Origin of the sequence: Streptomyces sp. CC228A (assembly GCF_021390935.1) — a bacterium.
Taxonomy (GTDB): domain Bacteria; phylum Actinomycetota; class Actinomycetes; order Streptomycetales; family Streptomycetaceae; genus Streptomyces.
In genome coordinates, this window is sequence record NZ_JAJPUI010000010.1 from 21,224 (window position 1) to 36,130 (window position 14,907).

Annotated in this window: 13 protein-coding genes, 1 tRNA gene and 1 pseudogene; 7 read left to right on the plus strand and 8 right to left on the minus strand. The window is 72.7% G+C overall.

The window, feature by feature from the left end:
- Nucleotides 1-708 precede the first annotated feature (708 nt).
- Nucleotides 709-3,285 (plus strand): hypothetical protein, encoded by a 2,577-nt coding sequence (locus L6E17_RS24850; RefSeq protein ID WP_236243119.1) that lies wholly within the window; start codon nucleotides 709-711, stop codon nucleotides 3,283-3,285.
- Between the two features lie 136 nt (nucleotides 3,286-3,421).
- Here L6E17_RS24850 and L6E17_RS24855 read toward each other — a convergent pair whose 3' ends face one another.
- Nucleotides 3,422-4,318 carry an S-4TM family putative pore-forming effector gene (locus L6E17_RS24855; RefSeq protein WP_236242935.1) on the minus strand — a complete coding sequence of 299 codons (897 nt, stop codon included), beginning with the start codon at nucleotides 4,316-4,318 and terminating at the stop codon, nucleotides 3,422-3,424.
- A 192-nt stretch (nucleotides 4,319-4,510) separates the two neighbouring features.
- Nucleotides 4,511-5,236 (minus strand): GbsR/MarR family transcriptional regulator, encoded by a 726-nt coding sequence (locus L6E17_RS24860; protein WP_236242936.1) that lies wholly within the window; start codon nucleotides 5,234-5,236, stop codon nucleotides 4,511-4,513.
- Between the two features lie 284 nt (nucleotides 5,237-5,520).
- Between L6E17_RS24860 and L6E17_RS24865 the strand changes: the two are divergent.
- A pseudogene (locus tag L6E17_RS24865) lies at nucleotides 5,521-6,743 on the plus strand (serine hydrolase domain-containing protein).
- 142 nt (nucleotides 6,744-6,885) lie between these two features.
- Nucleotides 6,886-7,251, plus strand: a complete 366-nt coding sequence (locus L6E17_RS24870; RefSeq protein WP_236242937.1) for a hypothetical protein — start codon at nucleotides 6,886-6,888, stop codon at nucleotides 7,249-7,251.
- 497 nt (nucleotides 7,252-7,748) lie between these two features.
- On the opposite strand, the gene L6E17_RS24875 is transcribed toward L6E17_RS24870, so the two are convergent.
- Nucleotides 7,749-8,357, minus strand: a complete 609-nt coding sequence (locus L6E17_RS24875) for a DUF2867 domain-containing protein (RefSeq protein ID WP_236242938.1) — start codon at nucleotides 8,355-8,357, stop codon at nucleotides 7,749-7,751.
- 97 nt (nucleotides 8,358-8,454) lie between these two features.
- Here L6E17_RS24875 and L6E17_RS24880 point away from each other — a divergent pair, with 97 nt between their 5' ends.
- The 4 genes from L6E17_RS24880 (at nucleotide 8,455) to L6E17_RS24895 (ending at nucleotide 11,260) form a co-directional block, all read left to right on the plus strand.
- A complete protein-coding gene (locus tag L6E17_RS24880; RefSeq protein WP_236242939.1) occupies nucleotides 8,455-9,012 on the plus strand; it encodes a TetR/AcrR family transcriptional regulator in 558 nt (185 codons plus the stop codon).
- A 531-nt stretch (nucleotides 9,013-9,543) separates the two neighbouring features.
- Complete coding sequence (locus L6E17_RS24885; protein WP_236242940.1) at nucleotides 9,544-10,215, plus strand: hypothetical protein; 672 nt, start codon at nucleotides 9,544-9,546, stop codon at nucleotides 10,213-10,215.
- The gene (locus L6E17_RS24890) at nucleotides 10,212-10,868 is read left to right on the plus strand and encodes a Fic family protein (RefSeq protein ID WP_236242941.1); all 657 of its coding nucleotides are present in this window, start codon (nucleotides 10,212-10,214) and stop codon (nucleotides 10,866-10,868) included. The genes L6E17_RS24885 and L6E17_RS24890 overlap by 4 nt, the downstream gene beginning before the upstream one ends.
- 14 nt (nucleotides 10,869-10,882) lie before the next feature.
- Nucleotides 10,883-11,260 (plus strand): DUF5958 family protein, encoded by a 378-nt coding sequence (locus tag L6E17_RS24895; protein WP_268985634.1) that lies wholly within the window; start codon nucleotides 10,883-10,885, stop codon nucleotides 11,258-11,260.
- A gap of 546 nt (nucleotides 11,261-11,806) precedes the next feature.
- Here the strand turns inward: L6E17_RS24895 and L6E17_RS24900 are convergent.
- From L6E17_RS24900 to moaC, 5 genes are all read right to left on the minus strand, one after another.
- Nucleotides 11,807-11,880: transfer RNA gene (locus tag L6E17_RS24900), tRNA-Ala, on the minus strand.
- Nucleotides 11,881-11,965: 85 nt separating this feature from the next.
- The gene (gene glpR, locus L6E17_RS24905) at nucleotides 11,966-13,048 is read right to left on the minus strand and encodes a gephyrin-like molybdotransferase receptor GlpR (RefSeq protein ID WP_236242943.1); all 1,083 of its coding nucleotides are present in this window, start codon (nucleotides 13,046-13,048) and stop codon (nucleotides 11,966-11,968) included.
- 141 nt (nucleotides 13,049-13,189) lie between these two features.
- Nucleotides 13,190-13,813, minus strand: a complete 624-nt coding sequence (locus tag L6E17_RS24910) for a GNAT family N-acetyltransferase (protein ID WP_236242944.1) — start codon at nucleotides 13,811-13,813, stop codon at nucleotides 13,190-13,192.
- Nucleotides 13,810-14,343 carry a molybdenum cofactor biosynthesis protein B gene (locus L6E17_RS24915; protein ID WP_236242945.1) on the minus strand — a complete coding sequence of 178 codons (534 nt, stop codon included), beginning with the start codon at nucleotides 14,341-14,343 and terminating at the stop codon, nucleotides 13,810-13,812. Before L6E17_RS24915 ends, L6E17_RS24910 begins: the two co-directional genes overlap by 4 nt.
- Nucleotides 14,340-14,819 (minus strand): cyclic pyranopterin monophosphate synthase MoaC, encoded by a 480-nt coding sequence (gene moaC, locus L6E17_RS24920; protein ID WP_071266700.1) that lies wholly within the window; start codon nucleotides 14,817-14,819, stop codon nucleotides 14,340-14,342. Before moaC ends, L6E17_RS24915 begins: the two co-directional genes overlap by 4 nt.
- Nucleotides 14,820-14,907 lie beyond the last annotated feature (88 nt).

Here is a 14,907-nt window from a genome sequence, read left to right on the forward strand (position 1 = left end):
CACCAGGTGCTCCTGGGCGCGGCGAGCGATGCGGAGACGGCCGGCAGGCTGGTCCTGCTGCCCGCGGCGGCCGTCCTGGCCGCGGCTCCACTGCCGGCCGACCGGCTCGCCGCCGTCGCCGCCAGGGCGCTGTCCGGCACGGCGCGGGCCCTGCACCGCACCGCGCCCCGCACCGGTGAGGACGTGGTGCGGTGCCTGCGCGACACCGGCCTGCTGCACCTCGACCCGACGTCCGCGGGCTCCGCCACCTGCGGGGTCCTGGTGGTGTCGCACCCGCCGCCTGCGACGCGTTCCTGGAGTACACCACCCGCTGCGGCACCGAGGGCCCCGGGCTCGACGTGGTCCTGGACGCCGCGTCGGGGACGTCGGCGCGTTCGCCCACACGGCCGCCTCGGTGACCCGCTGGTACCCGCTCGCCCCGGCGGCGGTCCGCAGGGGGTTCGACCGGCAGGCGGGCCGGTGGCTGGCCGGGCACGCCGAGGCGCTGGGCAGCACCCTGGCCACGGCCGACCCCGGCGGGGCCGGCGCCCTGGAGTTCCTGCTGTACACCCGGCCGTGGCACCAGCTCACGTACGTGCACTGGAGCCCGCTGGCGGGCCCCTGGTTCGAGCGGCCCTCGGCGTCGCGCGTCGACCCGCTGCTGCTGGCCCGCGCGCTGTACGAGGACCGCAACGAAGAGCGCCTGCGAATCATCGACCTGGCCTTCGCGTGGCTGGAGCGCCACGCGCGCGAGCCGGTCGCCGCCCCGGTCCTGCGCTGGCTGCTGCGCCGCACGAGACCCGCGACGCCGTACGGGACCGCGCGCTCGCGCTGGCCGACGCGTTCCTGCGGGCCAACCCCCACGTACGGCCCAACCACGTGCTCGCGGCGGCCCTCGTCCAGCACGCCGACGACCCGTCCCGTACCGGCCCGCTGGCCCGGCGGGCCCTGGCCGAGCTGCGCGAGGACCCCGGGGCGGAGACCAACGCGCCGCTGCTCGCCGCGCTGCTCTCGCGGCGCGACACCGAGGAGCGGGCCCTGGCCGAGGCCCTGGAGGCGGGCCGGGCGCACCTGGCGCGCCACCCCCTCGCACCGTCCTCGAACGAGGTGCTGAAGTGGCTCCTGGTACGCCCGGAGCCGTCCGCCGCCGACCACCGCGCGGCGATGGCCGCGGCGGACGCCTGGCTGGCGGAGAACGCCACGCACCCGCACGCCGCCCATGTCCTGTCCGGTGTCCTGCTGGACCGGCGGGGCACCGAGGCGCGCCGCCGCACGGCGGCCGCGCTGTCCGTGGACTGGCTGGAGCTCAACTGGCGCCGGCGCCCCGCCATCTGGGTCCTCACCGACCTGATGAACGCCCAGAAGCGGTACGCGGACGACCTCGGGCAGCCGCTGCTGCCCGCCGAGCTCCTGCCCCGCCTCGCCGCGGTGACGGGCAACTGGCTCGCCCAGTGGGAGCGTGAGGCGGTCGCCGTCGACACCGCCGCCAAGGTGCTGCGCCTGACCCAGCGGACCAGCGGGGGCCGCGACCTGGCCCGGGCCGTACTGTCCTGGGCGCAGAGGAACTCCGGTCAGAGCAGGGCGTATCCCGCTCTGAACGCCGTGCTCGCCGCGTCGGGACCGGGGCTGCCGCTCGGGGCGGAGGCCGTGGGACCCTCGATGAGGTGGCTGCGCGGCCACCACCGGCGGGAGAGCGCGACCCTGGTGCTCCAGGAGCTGCTGCGGCTGGAGGACCTGAAGGGCGACGAGGCGCGGGCGGCGTACACGTACGCCCTCGGCTGGCTCGACCTGCACCGCGGCGGGCACCCGACCGACACCCACGTCGCCCGGTGGCTGCTGCTGGCGTTCAAACGGCAGGCGCCGCGCCCCGAGCAGCTCGCGGCCGCCGTCGACCACGTCGTCGCGCTGCTGGACAGGCTCGCGGCGACCCCCCGCATCCCGGTGTCCTCCCTGCACGTCCACCTGCCGATGCTGCGGGCCGCGCTGGAGCAGCGGCCGGACCCGGAGCGCACCGCCCGCCTGCTCCAGCACGCCCGGCGGCTGCTGGCCGACAGCGACCTGAGCGGGCAGCGCGGCATGCTGCTCCAGTCGCTGCTGGGCCCCCGCGACCTGCCCGCCGGGTTCGCGGCGGAGGTCGTCGCGTACGCGCTGCGCTGGCTGGCGGTGCTGGCGGGCACGGAGCAGGCGGGCTACGCCCTGAAAGGGCTCGTCCGCCGCAGGGAGATCGTCGCGGGCTCCGACGAGCACGTCCGCATGTGCGCCGCCACGCGGGTCTGGCTCGCCGCCCACCCCGAGCACCCGGAGACCGGCAGCCTCGCAGGGCTGCTGCTCGGAAGGGACGACACCGACCCCGTGACCCGGCGGGCGGCGGTGCAGGCCGGCACCGCGTGGCTGTCGACCGGGCCCGCCGCCGACAAGGCCGCGCCCGTCCTCGCCCGGCTGCTGCCGCTGACGTCTCCGGAGGACCGCCGGGCCGTCGACTTCGCGCTGCGGGTACTGCGGGAGGGCACGCACTGGCGGCGGGCCATCCTGGTCCTGAGCGGTCTGCTGCGCTGCCGGACGCTCACGGCCGGGCAGAGCGCCGGGGTCCGCGAGCAGGCCCTGACGCTGGTGGCCGACCATCTGTACGAGCGGGAGACGGGCCTGCTCCTCCAGCACCTGCTCGAACGGGACGACCTGGACGAGCCCGAGGAGCGTACGGCGATGGAGCACGCCCGCGGCTGGTGGCACCACCACCACGAGCTGGCCTCCGCCCCGTACCTCGCCGAGGCGATGGTGCGCCGCCCCCGGTACCTGAGGCAGCGGTTCGGCCACCGCAGTTGGGAGGAGCGGATGATGGACGATCTGGTGGACTGGCTGGGGGCGGCGCCGCTGGGCATCCCGAACGAGGGCCGCGGCTCCCTGCCCACCGCGGTGCGGCTGGTCAAGGACCGGCGGCCGGCGGCCGGGCAGAAGGGCGAGATCGCCGTACGCACCGACCGGTGGCTGGCGGCGCGCCCGGACGACCCGCGGGGACCGGAACTGGCCCGGCGGGTGACGGCCCTCGTCGACGAGGCGAACCGCGCCGACCCGTTCGGCGCGGGCGTCCCCGTCGACCCGGACGTCCTCGACCGCCTCCGCGCAGCGGCGAACGCCGCACCGCCCCAGCCCGCCGCCGAGGACCCGACCCCCGACCCACCCTCGACGCCGGCCGAGGCGGCCCCGCCCGACACCCTGGGGACGCCCGGCACACCGCACCCGCCCGAGGCGGCCACCCGACCCCACGGGCCGCGCACGCCGCCCGGCGAGGCAGCCCCGTCCGACTGAACAACCGCGCCCGACAAGGCGGTTCCGCCCGGTGGCTCACACCCGGCGCCTCGGGACCCCCTCCAGCGAGCCGGCGCCCGACAGCGCGCCGGCAGCCCCGGCCCCGGGCTGAGGGCGGGTGGCCGCCGAGGGGCGGCTACACGCCGGTGCGCCGGTGCAGGTCGGCGAGATCCGCGGCGAAGTCGGCGCGGTCGGTGCCGTGGAACCGGTCGAAGAACCAGTCGGGCACCCGCACATGGGCGAGCCTGGTCTGCAGCAGCACGTCCTGGACCTGCCGGGACAGCTCCAGCAGCTCGGAGTGGCGGGCCGTCGGCGACCCGTCCGCGACGTACGCGTCGATCCGCTCGGACAGTTCGCGGTGCGCACGCTCCCGGGACGCCGCCGTGTCGCGCTGCGCGCGGTACGTGTCGACGCCGAGCAGCAGCAGACCGAGCGACGGCACGAACCACGTCGTCAGCACGTCGGTGACGCTCATCCTCGCCGACACCCCCACGACCAGGCCCGCCAGGCACCAGGCGACCAGGGCCCACTGGATGGCGATCCCGTAGCGGCGGCGCACCCGCGTACCCCAACCGAGGTTCTGCAACTGGCAGGCGAGCACGTCCAGCGGGCGGGGCAGGGCGTCGATCTCGTAGTAGTCGCGCAGCCGCGCCTCGTCCCCGCGGTAGCGGCGGGCGAGCCGGCTGACCTCGTGCGCCTCCGGCGGGTCCCCGGCGATGGCGCGGTTCCACGGCAGGCCGAACAGCTCGGTGTCGACGACTTCCTGGATCACCGCGGCCCTGCGGTAGGCGCCCTTGGACCACTCCGCCGCCCACAGCGCGTACACCAGGGCCCACAGCATGCCGAGCAGGCTGACGGCGGTGTTCACGGACGGCACCAGGAGGGCCAGCACCGCCCCGCCGGCCAGCACCGCGGACACGGTGAGATGCAGGGCCGCGAGGAGCTGCGCCTGCCGATGGGAGGCGGCCGCGGCACGCAGCAGCCGGATCGTCCCCGGTTCGTTCTGACGGCTCGGTATGTCGGACGTCGGCATCCCCACGCGGTCCCCCTGCCCTGAGCGCCCGCCTCCCGCCCCGCCGACGGGAGACCTCCCCTCCCTTTGTGTCCGCCCGCCCCCCGCCCTACTCCTGCGCCTGTCCCCGCGCGCCCCCGCTCCTGCCCCCGGCCGGGCGCTCCCCGCGGCCGCGTCCAGGCGCCAACCGCACCCGGAGGCCATGAACGAGGGCTACTCCTGTGCCGTCTGCCGGGCGGTCGAGATCTGCCGCCACCGCTCCATGCCCTCCCGGAGGGACTCCCCCATGACGTGGAGGAACTCGGCCGAGGTGCCGAAGCGGGCGCCGGCCGGGGTCGCGGCTCCCAGGATCTCGGCCCCGCGCCGCGCTGCGGCCGTCAGGACGTCGTTCATCTGCACCGCTGCCAGGGTGGAGCGGAGCCAGATCTCGTCGTCGAGGACATAGCGTTCGCGGCGCCCGCCGGGGGTCCGCTCCCGCCTGAGCAGCCCCTGCTGTTCGAGGAAGGCGACGGCGTGCGAGACGGACGCCGGACTGACGCGAAGGCGCTGGACCAGGTCGGCGGCGGTGAGGGTGCCGGAGTCGGTGACGTACAGGCAGACCAGCACCTTGGCCGCCATCCGGGGCAGCCCCTGCTGTTCGAGGAGGGTGGTGAAGGACTCCGCGAAGTCCCGGACCGCCTGAGGGTCGCGCCCGTGATCGCCGTCCGGGGCCGGCCATGCCGCGGGCTGTGCCCGCCTGGATCGGCGCGCGCGATGCCGTGTGGCCTCCTGGGCCCGTTCCGCCCGGTAGTCGTCGGGTCCGCCGTTGCGGGTGACCTCCCGCATGACGGTCGAGGCGGGACGTTCCAGACGCCGGGCGATCTCCGCGTATCCGAGTCCCTCGGCCAGCCCCGCGGCGATGCGCTGCCGGTCCTCACTGGTGAGCCTGCCTCCCGGCATCGGTACCCCTCTCCCCTCTGTCGGCATGCGCGCAGCGGCGTCCGCACGCGAGCGGCGCCGCCCGCCGACCCTGCCGCGCAGTATGCATCGACCCACACCTCATTGCAAAGCCCGCCATGGCCTCCCTTCTCACTCCAGCGGCGCCTCATTGCAACGCCCGAACGCGAGTACCCCTATAGAAGCGGCAGTTCAGCGCTTCCTCCACCGTTTACACTTCTCTGAACGCAACGTAACTTCACACGTGTTCAGAAGTTCCCGAACGCCCACGGCCAAGGAGGCCCATGATGGGAAAGAGCAACAGCGGCTTCTCCGCAGCGGGACTGCGCAGGGTGCGCGACGTGCTGGAGCGGCATGTCGAGTCCGGGCGCATTCCGGGGGCCGTCGCCCTGTTCAGTCGGGGCGGCGAGACGCACGTCGAAACGCTCGGGACCATGCGCCATGACGGCGGCGAGCCGATGCGCAGGGACACGATCTTCCGGATGGCCTCGACGACCAAGCCCGTCGCTGTCGCCGCGGCGATGATCCTGCTCGACGAGTGCAGGCTGCGCTTGGACGACCTGGTGGAGACGTGGCTGCCGGAACTCGCCGACCGTCGGGTGCTGAAGCGGATCGACGGTCCGCTGGACGACACCGTGCCGGCGCGGCGGCCGATCACCGTACGGGACGTGCTGACCTCCACCTTCGGACTCGGCATGGACAGGACGGCGTTGGGCACGCCCCTCATGAACGCGCTCTTCGAGCAGGGGCTCACGCCCGACCTGCCGGAGCCGATGCCCGAGCCGGACGAGTGGATACGCCGCCTCGGCGCGCTGCCGCTGATGCACCAGCCCGGAGAGCGCTGGCAGTACCACATCAGCGACGACCTGCTCGGCGTGCTCGTGGCCAGGGTCACGGGCCAGCCGCTGGAGTCGTTCCTGCGCGAACGCCTCTTCGGCCCCCTGGGCATGAGGGACACCGGCTTCCACGTGCCCGTCGGCAAGATGGACCGGCTGCCGCCCCTCTACGCCCCCGACCCGCGCACCGGCGAGTTCCTCGTGTGGGACGAGGCCGAGGGGGGACGCCACAGCGCGCCTCCGGCGTTCCAGGGCGGCGGCTTCGGCCTCTCCTCCACCGCTGACGACTACCACGCCTACTTCCGGATGCTGCTGAACCAGGGGATGCACGGGACGGAACGCATCCTGTCCCGGCCCGCCGTCCAGCTGATGACCACCAACCGCCTCACGCCCGAGCAGCAGGCCGCCCGAACCGCCATGGCCCGCGACAGCGTCCACGTGTCCTTCGGCCAAGGGCAGCACGGCGGCTGGGGCTTCGGAATGGCGGTGCGCACCTACCGCGGCGACCCATCGGACAGTTCGGCTGGGACGGCGGAAGCGGCACCTCGGTCCACGCCGACCCGGAGAACCAGCTCACCGGAATCCTGCTCACCCAGGTCGGGATGTCCGTCCCCGACCCGGCGCGGCTGATCCACGACTTCTGGACCACGCTCTACCAGGCGGTAGACAACTGACACCGCTCCAACCCGGTCGACGGCAGGGGCACACCACCAGGTCCCTCACCCTGACCGCCAAGGAACTTGACTACACGCCGGTGCGGACGGATCCCGACCAGGCACGCACGAAAGCGAAGGAGGTCGCCGCCGCCTGCTGGAGATGACCGCGATCAAGGGCAAGGTCACCGAGCCGGGCCCGAGTGTCTCGCGCTGCGGCGAGTACGGCGACGATCTGTTCTCCACGTCGCACCCCTGGTCGGTGTACGGCCTGACCGACGACCAGGTGGACACCGGCATGCAGAACCTGCGCAAGGCGCTCGGCGACAACGGCTGGAAGATCACCAAAGACGGCAAGGCCCACAGCGCGGGCCGGGACCCCGAGATCCACGCCGAGAACAGGACCGAGCAGTTCGCCTTCCACGTGACCGCTCACAAGGGCGGGGGCAACCAGACCATGCTCAACTTCAAGGTCGTCTCGGCGTGCTTCCGCGCGGAATCGGCTTCCGCCCTCGACGGCGAGTACTGACCCGCGCACCCGCACGCACGCCTTCTTCAGCCGGCAGCAGACCACCGGGACCGAAGCGACCGACACCCTTCACGCGGCCAGCGAGCTCGCCGCCCCTCCGGCAGGACCGCCCGACAGGGCCGGCCTGCCTCCACCCGCGCCTCCGAAGAACCGCGAGAACCGCATGACCGCCTGAGCCATCGCCACCGGAATCCGGGGCCACGCGCGTCCGCCGACGGCCCCGGAACACTCCACGCACCCGAGCCGCCCCGAGACCCCGGGCCGACGGCCGCCCGGTACCCGCCGCCGCCGACCTCGTGCGGACGCACCTCGCACAAACCCCGAGAACGCGACATCCCGCCCGATCAATCAGATCGGACGGGATCTCGCGAACTCTTCCTGAACGGACTCAAAAACAGTCGTCTGTCGGGTGTTCACGAGCGCTCGCCACCTGTGATGCCGTGCCGCTCTGAAGATCCTTCCCCGTGCGCCGAGTGACCGTTCCCCGGCAGCAGGCGTCAGCGTGCCGTTCGCCCCGTCGTGTTGTCTCGCCACTCCCGGCCGATCGATCGCATCAAGGCCGGGTACACCCCCAGGTACCGGAAAGGCTTGATGGCGAGCATGTACAGGGAGCCGAGGCGGCCGTTGGGCTTCACCAGGACGGCCATCTGGCCGCGATAGCCGCCTTCCCCGTCCGAGACCCAGCCGATGTGCATGACCCCATGCATGGTCTTGTTGGCGTACTCGGCGGCCCACTCGTCATGCGTCTGGAAGACCGACGTGAAGGGCGCCGCGCTGAGATCGGGGCCCCGCGGGCCCTCGCGCAGATCGTCCGGCAGCCGGTCACGCAGCGTCGCCACCCGGCCGCCGACGCCCGAGTCCGGCTTGTCCCAGCCGAGCAGCGCGCCGAGCTTCCAGCGCACCGCGAAAAGGAAGCGGCCCACGGGGTTGCCGCCGTCCGGACCGCCCTTGCCGTCCGCGATCTGCTGGACCAGGTGGTGCAGGTCGTCCGGGCCGCCCGGCGTCGGCAGCGCCCACACATCCTCAAGCCGGAAGTCGCCGGCTATCTCGTGGATCCGCCAGGGACGCGACGTGTGGTCGGTTGGGGGAAGGCGCAGTTCGCTCATGGGCTGACCCCTGTCTATACGGCGACGTATAGATCGAGCATAGACCCGCCTATACGGCTCCGTATACTTGGCGGGGCAATGTGAGGGGAGACACGGTATGGGCGCGATCCGTACGCCGCGGGACAAGTGGATCGAGGAGGGGCTGCGGGCACTGGCCGTCGGCGGCCCGGAGGCCGTCCGGGTCGAGGCCCTTGCCCAGGCGCTCGGCGTCAGCAAAGGCGGCTTCTACGGCTACTTCCGCAACCGCGCCGCCCTCCTGGAGGAGATGCTCGAAACCTGGGAGCGCGGGGTCACCGAGGATGTCATCGAACGGATCGAGCACGACGGAGGCGACGCCCGCGAGCGGCTCGGGCGTCTCTTCGACTTCGTGGGGTCCGGCGAGGCTCCCGTGACCAGCGCCGGGGTCGAGCTCGCGATCCGCGACTGGGCCCGGCGCGACGAAGGCGCCGCACGTTGCCTCCGCCGTGCCGACAACCGGCGCATGGACTACCTGCGCGAGCTCTACGGGGCCTTCTGTCCTGATGAGGACGATGTCGAGGCCCGCTGCCTGATCACCTTCTCACTGCGCATCGGCGACCCCCTCATCGCAGCCGACGACGGCCCGCGCAGCCGCACGGAAGTCCTCGCCGCGGTCAGGAAGCGGTTGCTGGGCTGAGCGGAACAAGCCCAGACCCCAACCAGCCCTGCTTTTACCGCAACTTCAGCGGCGGGTGGTGTCGGGCCGTCCGCCGTCCACGGGAGGCCTACCGGCCCGAGCGGGCGAAGATCGAGGGCCTCAACGGCAGGACCGAGAGCCACGGCATCGACATCTCCGACCCCACCAAGCGACTGGCCCGGGGACGGGGCGCGCACACCGTCCTGCTCGCGCTGATGATCTGCAGTATCACTGACAGCAGACCACCGGAGCCCGAGCCACCTCCCGTACCGGCCCGTTCGGACAACACCTCGCACAGACCCCGGAAACGCGAGATCCCGCCCGATCAATCAGATCGGACGGGATCTCGTGAACTCTTCCTGAGCGAACTCAAGAACCGTCGTCTGTGGGGTGTTCACGAGTACGCCCGACCAGGCGGGACAGAGGCGGTTGAAGCTCGCTTGCCCATTAGCCGAAGACCGCTTCCCACTGACGGGGCGGCCGCTCGATATGGAGTGGAGGCGGGGCGGCCACGCAAGGCAGAGTGGGACGGTGAGTGAACTGTGGGCACATACCCTGACGTGGGCGGATGTGGATCCGGCTCAGCATCCGTTCGAGATGGACGACGATGCGGCGGAGAAGTTGGCGAGCCTTGTCGCGCCCTTGCTGCCCAACGCTGAGGTGGCTCGCGAGGATCGCTGGCGTTCGCTGGATCCCGTCACCGAGTTCCTGGCGGGCCGGTACGGCCGATGGGCCTGCGGATGGAACTGGTCCGTCGGCGAGGGTGACGTCGACGGAGGCGTGGTCGAGGTGTGGTGCTGTTCATCCGACTCCCTGACAACCCCGGATGCGACTGCCCCGCTGGTTGTCGAGGCTCTTCAGGAATGGCGTGGTTGGCTGGAGGACTTGGCGGAGCGGTTCGCGGCCCTGGCCCCACCGGATGGCACGCCGGTGTCTTCGGCGGACCTCTGGCACTGGGAGCGGGCGTGCACGCGCCTGGTCACCGTGGTGGCCGACCGCACCCAGGCCGAGAGCGGGTGGTACGGGCACTGCATGCAAGTCCTCCGATGGTTCCTCGCCTACAACGGCATCGACGAGGGCCAGGCCCAGGAGATCGTCGAGAACGCGGTCGGCGGCCGGTTCGGCAGTTGGATCGCACCTGACGTTCCGGTGGTCGACGCAGTGAGTTCGCGGTTCGCCAGAGGCGTGGGTGGCATCCGATGACCTCCCGGCCCGGCCGGCCGAAGGACAGCCTTGCCGACTGGCTGCTCCTCCGGCCGGAGATCTCCTGGCCATCCTGGCGCGGCGCATCCCCTGTCTCTGGAGCACCAGCCAGCGGCGGCTTCCGAAACTTCTTCATGGCAACGCGAGGCGAACGTGACAGCGAAGGAACGGCGCAGGTCCTGACCGCCCTCGACATGGCCTTCACCGACGCTGAGCAAGGCAGGCCGCTGACCTTCGCCCTCATGGCGAAGTGGCAGCGGGCTGTGCTGGGCCACGACCGGGTCGGCTTCCGCACGATGCCGGCCTTCGCGAAGGGCGGACGGGAGCGCTACGGTCTTGCACCCGACACGCAGGCGCTGTTCGAGCACTGTCTGTCCGAGAGCCTTCAACCGGATCTGCCCCTCCCGTCACGTGCTGCCCGGACCTACCTCGACAGCCTCTTCTTCCATCCGTTCGAGGACGGCAACGCCCGCGCGGCCATGCTGGCGCTGGCCTTCGTCCTGGCCCGCGAAGGCGTCCTCCTCGACCAGATTCACCCGCTGCAGACCACCCGCTGGGCCGACGACGCCGAAGGCGCGACCGATCTGGCGGTGCTGCTCGGAATCCTGATCACTGCTGCGGAGCGGCGTCCGTCCCGCGGAAGGCAGTCGTAAACGAACGCGACGTCCTGCTCAACGAGCTCGCACAGGGGCTGCGCCCGATGTCAGAGGGCGTCGAACGGTTCCACGGCCTCGGCCAGGGAGAGCAGCCCGAGGTGCTGCCGCTTCTGCGCCATCACTGCATCAAGGCGCGCGCAGTCACCGAGGACGCACCCGAGAGCATCCGCCGCGCCGGGCTGCGACCGACGCATACGCCCGCAGTGCTGATCTCACGAGGCCGGATCGACGAGCAGCTGGGAAAAATCGCCGGTCTCACGCCTCTGGACGAACGCCGCAAGGCGTTCCGGCTGCTGCTCGCGGTGCTCACGATCGCCGACGCGCGACGGCGCGAGCGCTTCTGCTGCGGCGGCTGCAGTCACTGGCGGCACAGGCTGTCCGTCGCCTGACACCCCAGCACCACACTCTGAAGGCCAGTTCCCCGTCGACGGGTCCCGCGATGATGGCGGGGAACCTGCGCGCCCAGTCCCCGGCCCCACGACGCGACTCGCTCACGGACGGGCCGCGCAGACCATCCTGCTCGCGCTGATGATCTGCAGCACCAACCTGCACGTCCTCTTCAGCCGGCACCAGACCACCGGAGCCCGAGCACCCACGACCGCTCATGAAGTCGCCCCCATTCCCGGGCCTGCCGCACGGCCACCCGACGCGGCCGGCCTGCCCCCACCCAAGGGGCCCGGAGATCGGCACGCCCACCTGCGACCTCAGCACGACAAGCGGGGATCACGCATGCCCGTCGGCTGCCCAGAACGCCCCAGGCACCCGGACCACCCCGAAACTTCAGGCCGACGACCACCAGGCAACAGGCCCTGCACCGAACCCGCTCGGACAACACCTCGCACAGGCCCCGGAAACGCCGAAATCCCGCCCGATCAATCAGATCGGACGGGACCTCGTGAACTCTTCCTGAGCGAACTCAAGAACAGTCGTGTCTGTGGACCTGAGGGGATTCGAACCCCTGACCCCCTCGATGCGAACGAGGTGCGCTACCGGACTGCGCCACAGGCCCTTGCGACGTGTGAAACCTTAGCACCCCGATCAGCGTGCCCGGAAATCCGTTGGGCGGGCGGGCGCGGAGAGGTGGATCACTCCGGTCACTCGTTGGCGGCGCGGGGGCGGTCGTCGTCGGCGTACTGGTCGAAGAGGGGGGTGCGGCTGCGGTCGCGGGGGCGGCGCGGGGGTGTTGCGGACGGGTGGGGGTTCTTGCGGGTGGCCGGGGGCGGGGTGGGTTCCGCCGGGGAGGAGCGGGCGGCGCTCCAGGTCTCCGGGTCGGTCACGTCGACGCCGCCCGTGGCGCGGGGGGCGACGGGGGCAGTGACGTAGGTGGGGAGCGGTACCGGGACGGGGTCCCAGCTGTCGCCGCGCACGGGGCCGCGGTCGCGCTGCTGGTCCACCCACTCCGCGTGGTCGGTCTGCTCGACCAGGGCGCGCCGGTCGGCCTCCGCCGGGGAGACCGGCGGGGCGGGCTCGCCCGCGGGGGCGGGGGCGGCCTCGTCGTGCGGGGGCTGCGGGCGGCGGGGCGCCCGGTTGTCGCGCAGCCGCTGCGCGGCGGCCTCGGCGCGGCGCCGGTCCATGACGTACACGAAGCGGCGGCGCTCCTGGCGGCGGAGGTAGGCGATGTACGCGCTGAGGAGGACGGCGGGGATGCCGGGGGCCCAGAGGAAGGCGAGGCCGCCGACGGCGGCGACGACCGCACCGAGGGTGAACGCGAGGAAGAGGACCACGGTGGTGCGGCGGCGGCGTGCCAGCACGCGGGAGCGGCGGGCACGCTCGGCGGCGGTGCGGGACGCCTTGGGGGTCCTGGCGGGCGACGGGCGGGCGGGCCGGTGCGGCTCGGGCGCGGGGGCCGCCGCCTTGGGGGCGGGCGGCTCCAGGCGGGCTTCCGTGTGGTCCGGGGGCGCGGCGAAGGCCCGGACGTCGACCGAGTCGAGCTGCTCGGTCAGGGCGTCCGGGTCCGCGTCGGGTTCCCGCCACTCCTCGTCGGTGCCGCGGGCGCGCAGCTCCTTGGCGTACCGGCGTTCCATCCCCGCCCGTCCGGACAGGAGCCGGATGGCGGTGCTGAAGCGTTCCGTCGGTCGAGCCTCGTTCAGCTCGTCCTGCCTGCGGAGCCACATCGGCACCAGGTAGGCGGCCCAGGCTCCGACGATGACTGCGTAGATGAGGCCGCTGCTGCTCACGCCTCACACGGTAGAGGTCTTCGCGTGAGCCCATCGGCCAATTGGGCCGGTGTGTCGCACGATCTGGCTGATATCACTGACATTTTTTGTGATTGTTCGGATCGATTGTGCTCAACGACCGACTTTATTCGAATACACGTTTTATTTTGCCGGGTGTTGCCGGCGCGCCGTGTGCCAGCGGCGCAGCAGGCCCTCCGGTACTTCCTCCGCCGTCAGCGCGAACACCAGGTGGTCCCGCCACGCTCCGTCGATGTGCAGGTAGCGGGGGCGCAGCCCCTCCTCGCGGAAACCGAGCTTCTCCACGACCCTGCGGCTCGGCACGTTCTCGGGCCGGATGCACACCTCGATGCGGTGCAGGCCCAGTGTGCGGAAGCAGTGGTCGACGGCCAGGGCCACCGCCGTCGGCATGACACCGCGCCCGGCGACGTCCCGGTCCACCCAGTAGCCGACGTGCCCCGAGCACATCGAGCCCCAGGTGATCCCGGCCACGGTGAGCTGGCCGGCCAGCCGCCCCCGGTACTCGATGACGAAGGGCAGCATGCGGCCCGCGTTCGCCTCCGCGCGCAGGTGGCGGACCATCTGGCGGTACGTGGGCCGCTGCACCGGCGGGGCGCCCGGCGGGGGCGGCGGGACGGTGGCCTCCCAGGGGCGCAGCCAGTCGCGGTTGCGCTGGTTGACCTCGCGCCACTCCTTCTGGTCGCGCGCCCTTATGGGGCGCAGGACCACGTCGCCGTCCGCCAGGGTGGCCGGCCAGGCCGGGTTCATGACGCCGCCGGCCTCGGATGGTCGCCGCCGCGGAGCTGGTCCACCGCGTGGACCAGCAGCTTGTCCAGGACGGCGAGGCCGTCGCGCACCCCTCCGGTGGAGCCGGGCAGGTTCACGATCAGGGTGCCGCGTGCGACGCCGGCGAGGCCGCGGGACAGCGCGGCCGTCGGGACCTTGCCGCGGCCGTGCGCCCGGATGGCCTCGGGGATGCCCGGGATCTCGTGGTCGAGGACGCGGCGGGTCGCCTCGGGGGTGGCGTCCGTCGGGGAGATGCCGGTGCCGCCGGTGGTGAGGATGACGTCGTAGCCGGCGTCGACACCGGCGCGCAGGGCCGCCTCCACGGGGTCGCCGTCGGGCACGACCTGCGGGCCGTCGACGGCGAAGCCCAGCGCCCGCAGGCCCTCGGCGAGGATCGGGCCGCCCTTGTCCTCGTACACCCCCGCCGCGGCCCGGTTGGAGGCGGTGACGACCAGCGCGCTGTAGGGCGCGGTCAGCGCGCCGCCGAGGGCGCCGCCGTCCGCCGCGCTCACGACCGGCTCCAGTCCCCGGACTTGCCGCCCGTCTTCTCCTCCACCCGCACGTCGGTGATCACGGCTGCCTTGTCGACGGCCTTCACCATGTCGACGACCGTCAGCGCCGCGACGGACACCGCCGTGAGGGCCTCCATCTCGACGCCCGTGCGGTCGGTGGTCTTCACCGTGGCGCTGATCTCCACCGCGTCGTCCGCCACCGCCAGGTCCAGCTTCACCCCGGACACCGCGAGCGGGTGGCACAGCGGGATGAGGTCGGGGGTGCGCTTGGCGCCCATGATCCCGGCGATGCGGGCCGTGGCCAGCGCGTCGCCCTTCGGCACGCCCTCGCCCCGCAGCAGCTCCACCACGCGCGGGGAGACCAGGACGCGGCCCGTGGCCCGCGCGGTGCGTGCGGTGACGTCCTTGGCGGAGACGTCCACCATGCGGGCGGCCCCCGCCTCGTCGATGTGGGTCAGACTGCCTTGCGTACTCACTGCACTCCGCCTCGCGATTCTGGCGCCGGTTCGTCTTTGTCGGCACGGCGGCAGACACCGTACCGCCACGGGCGCCGTACACGGCCGG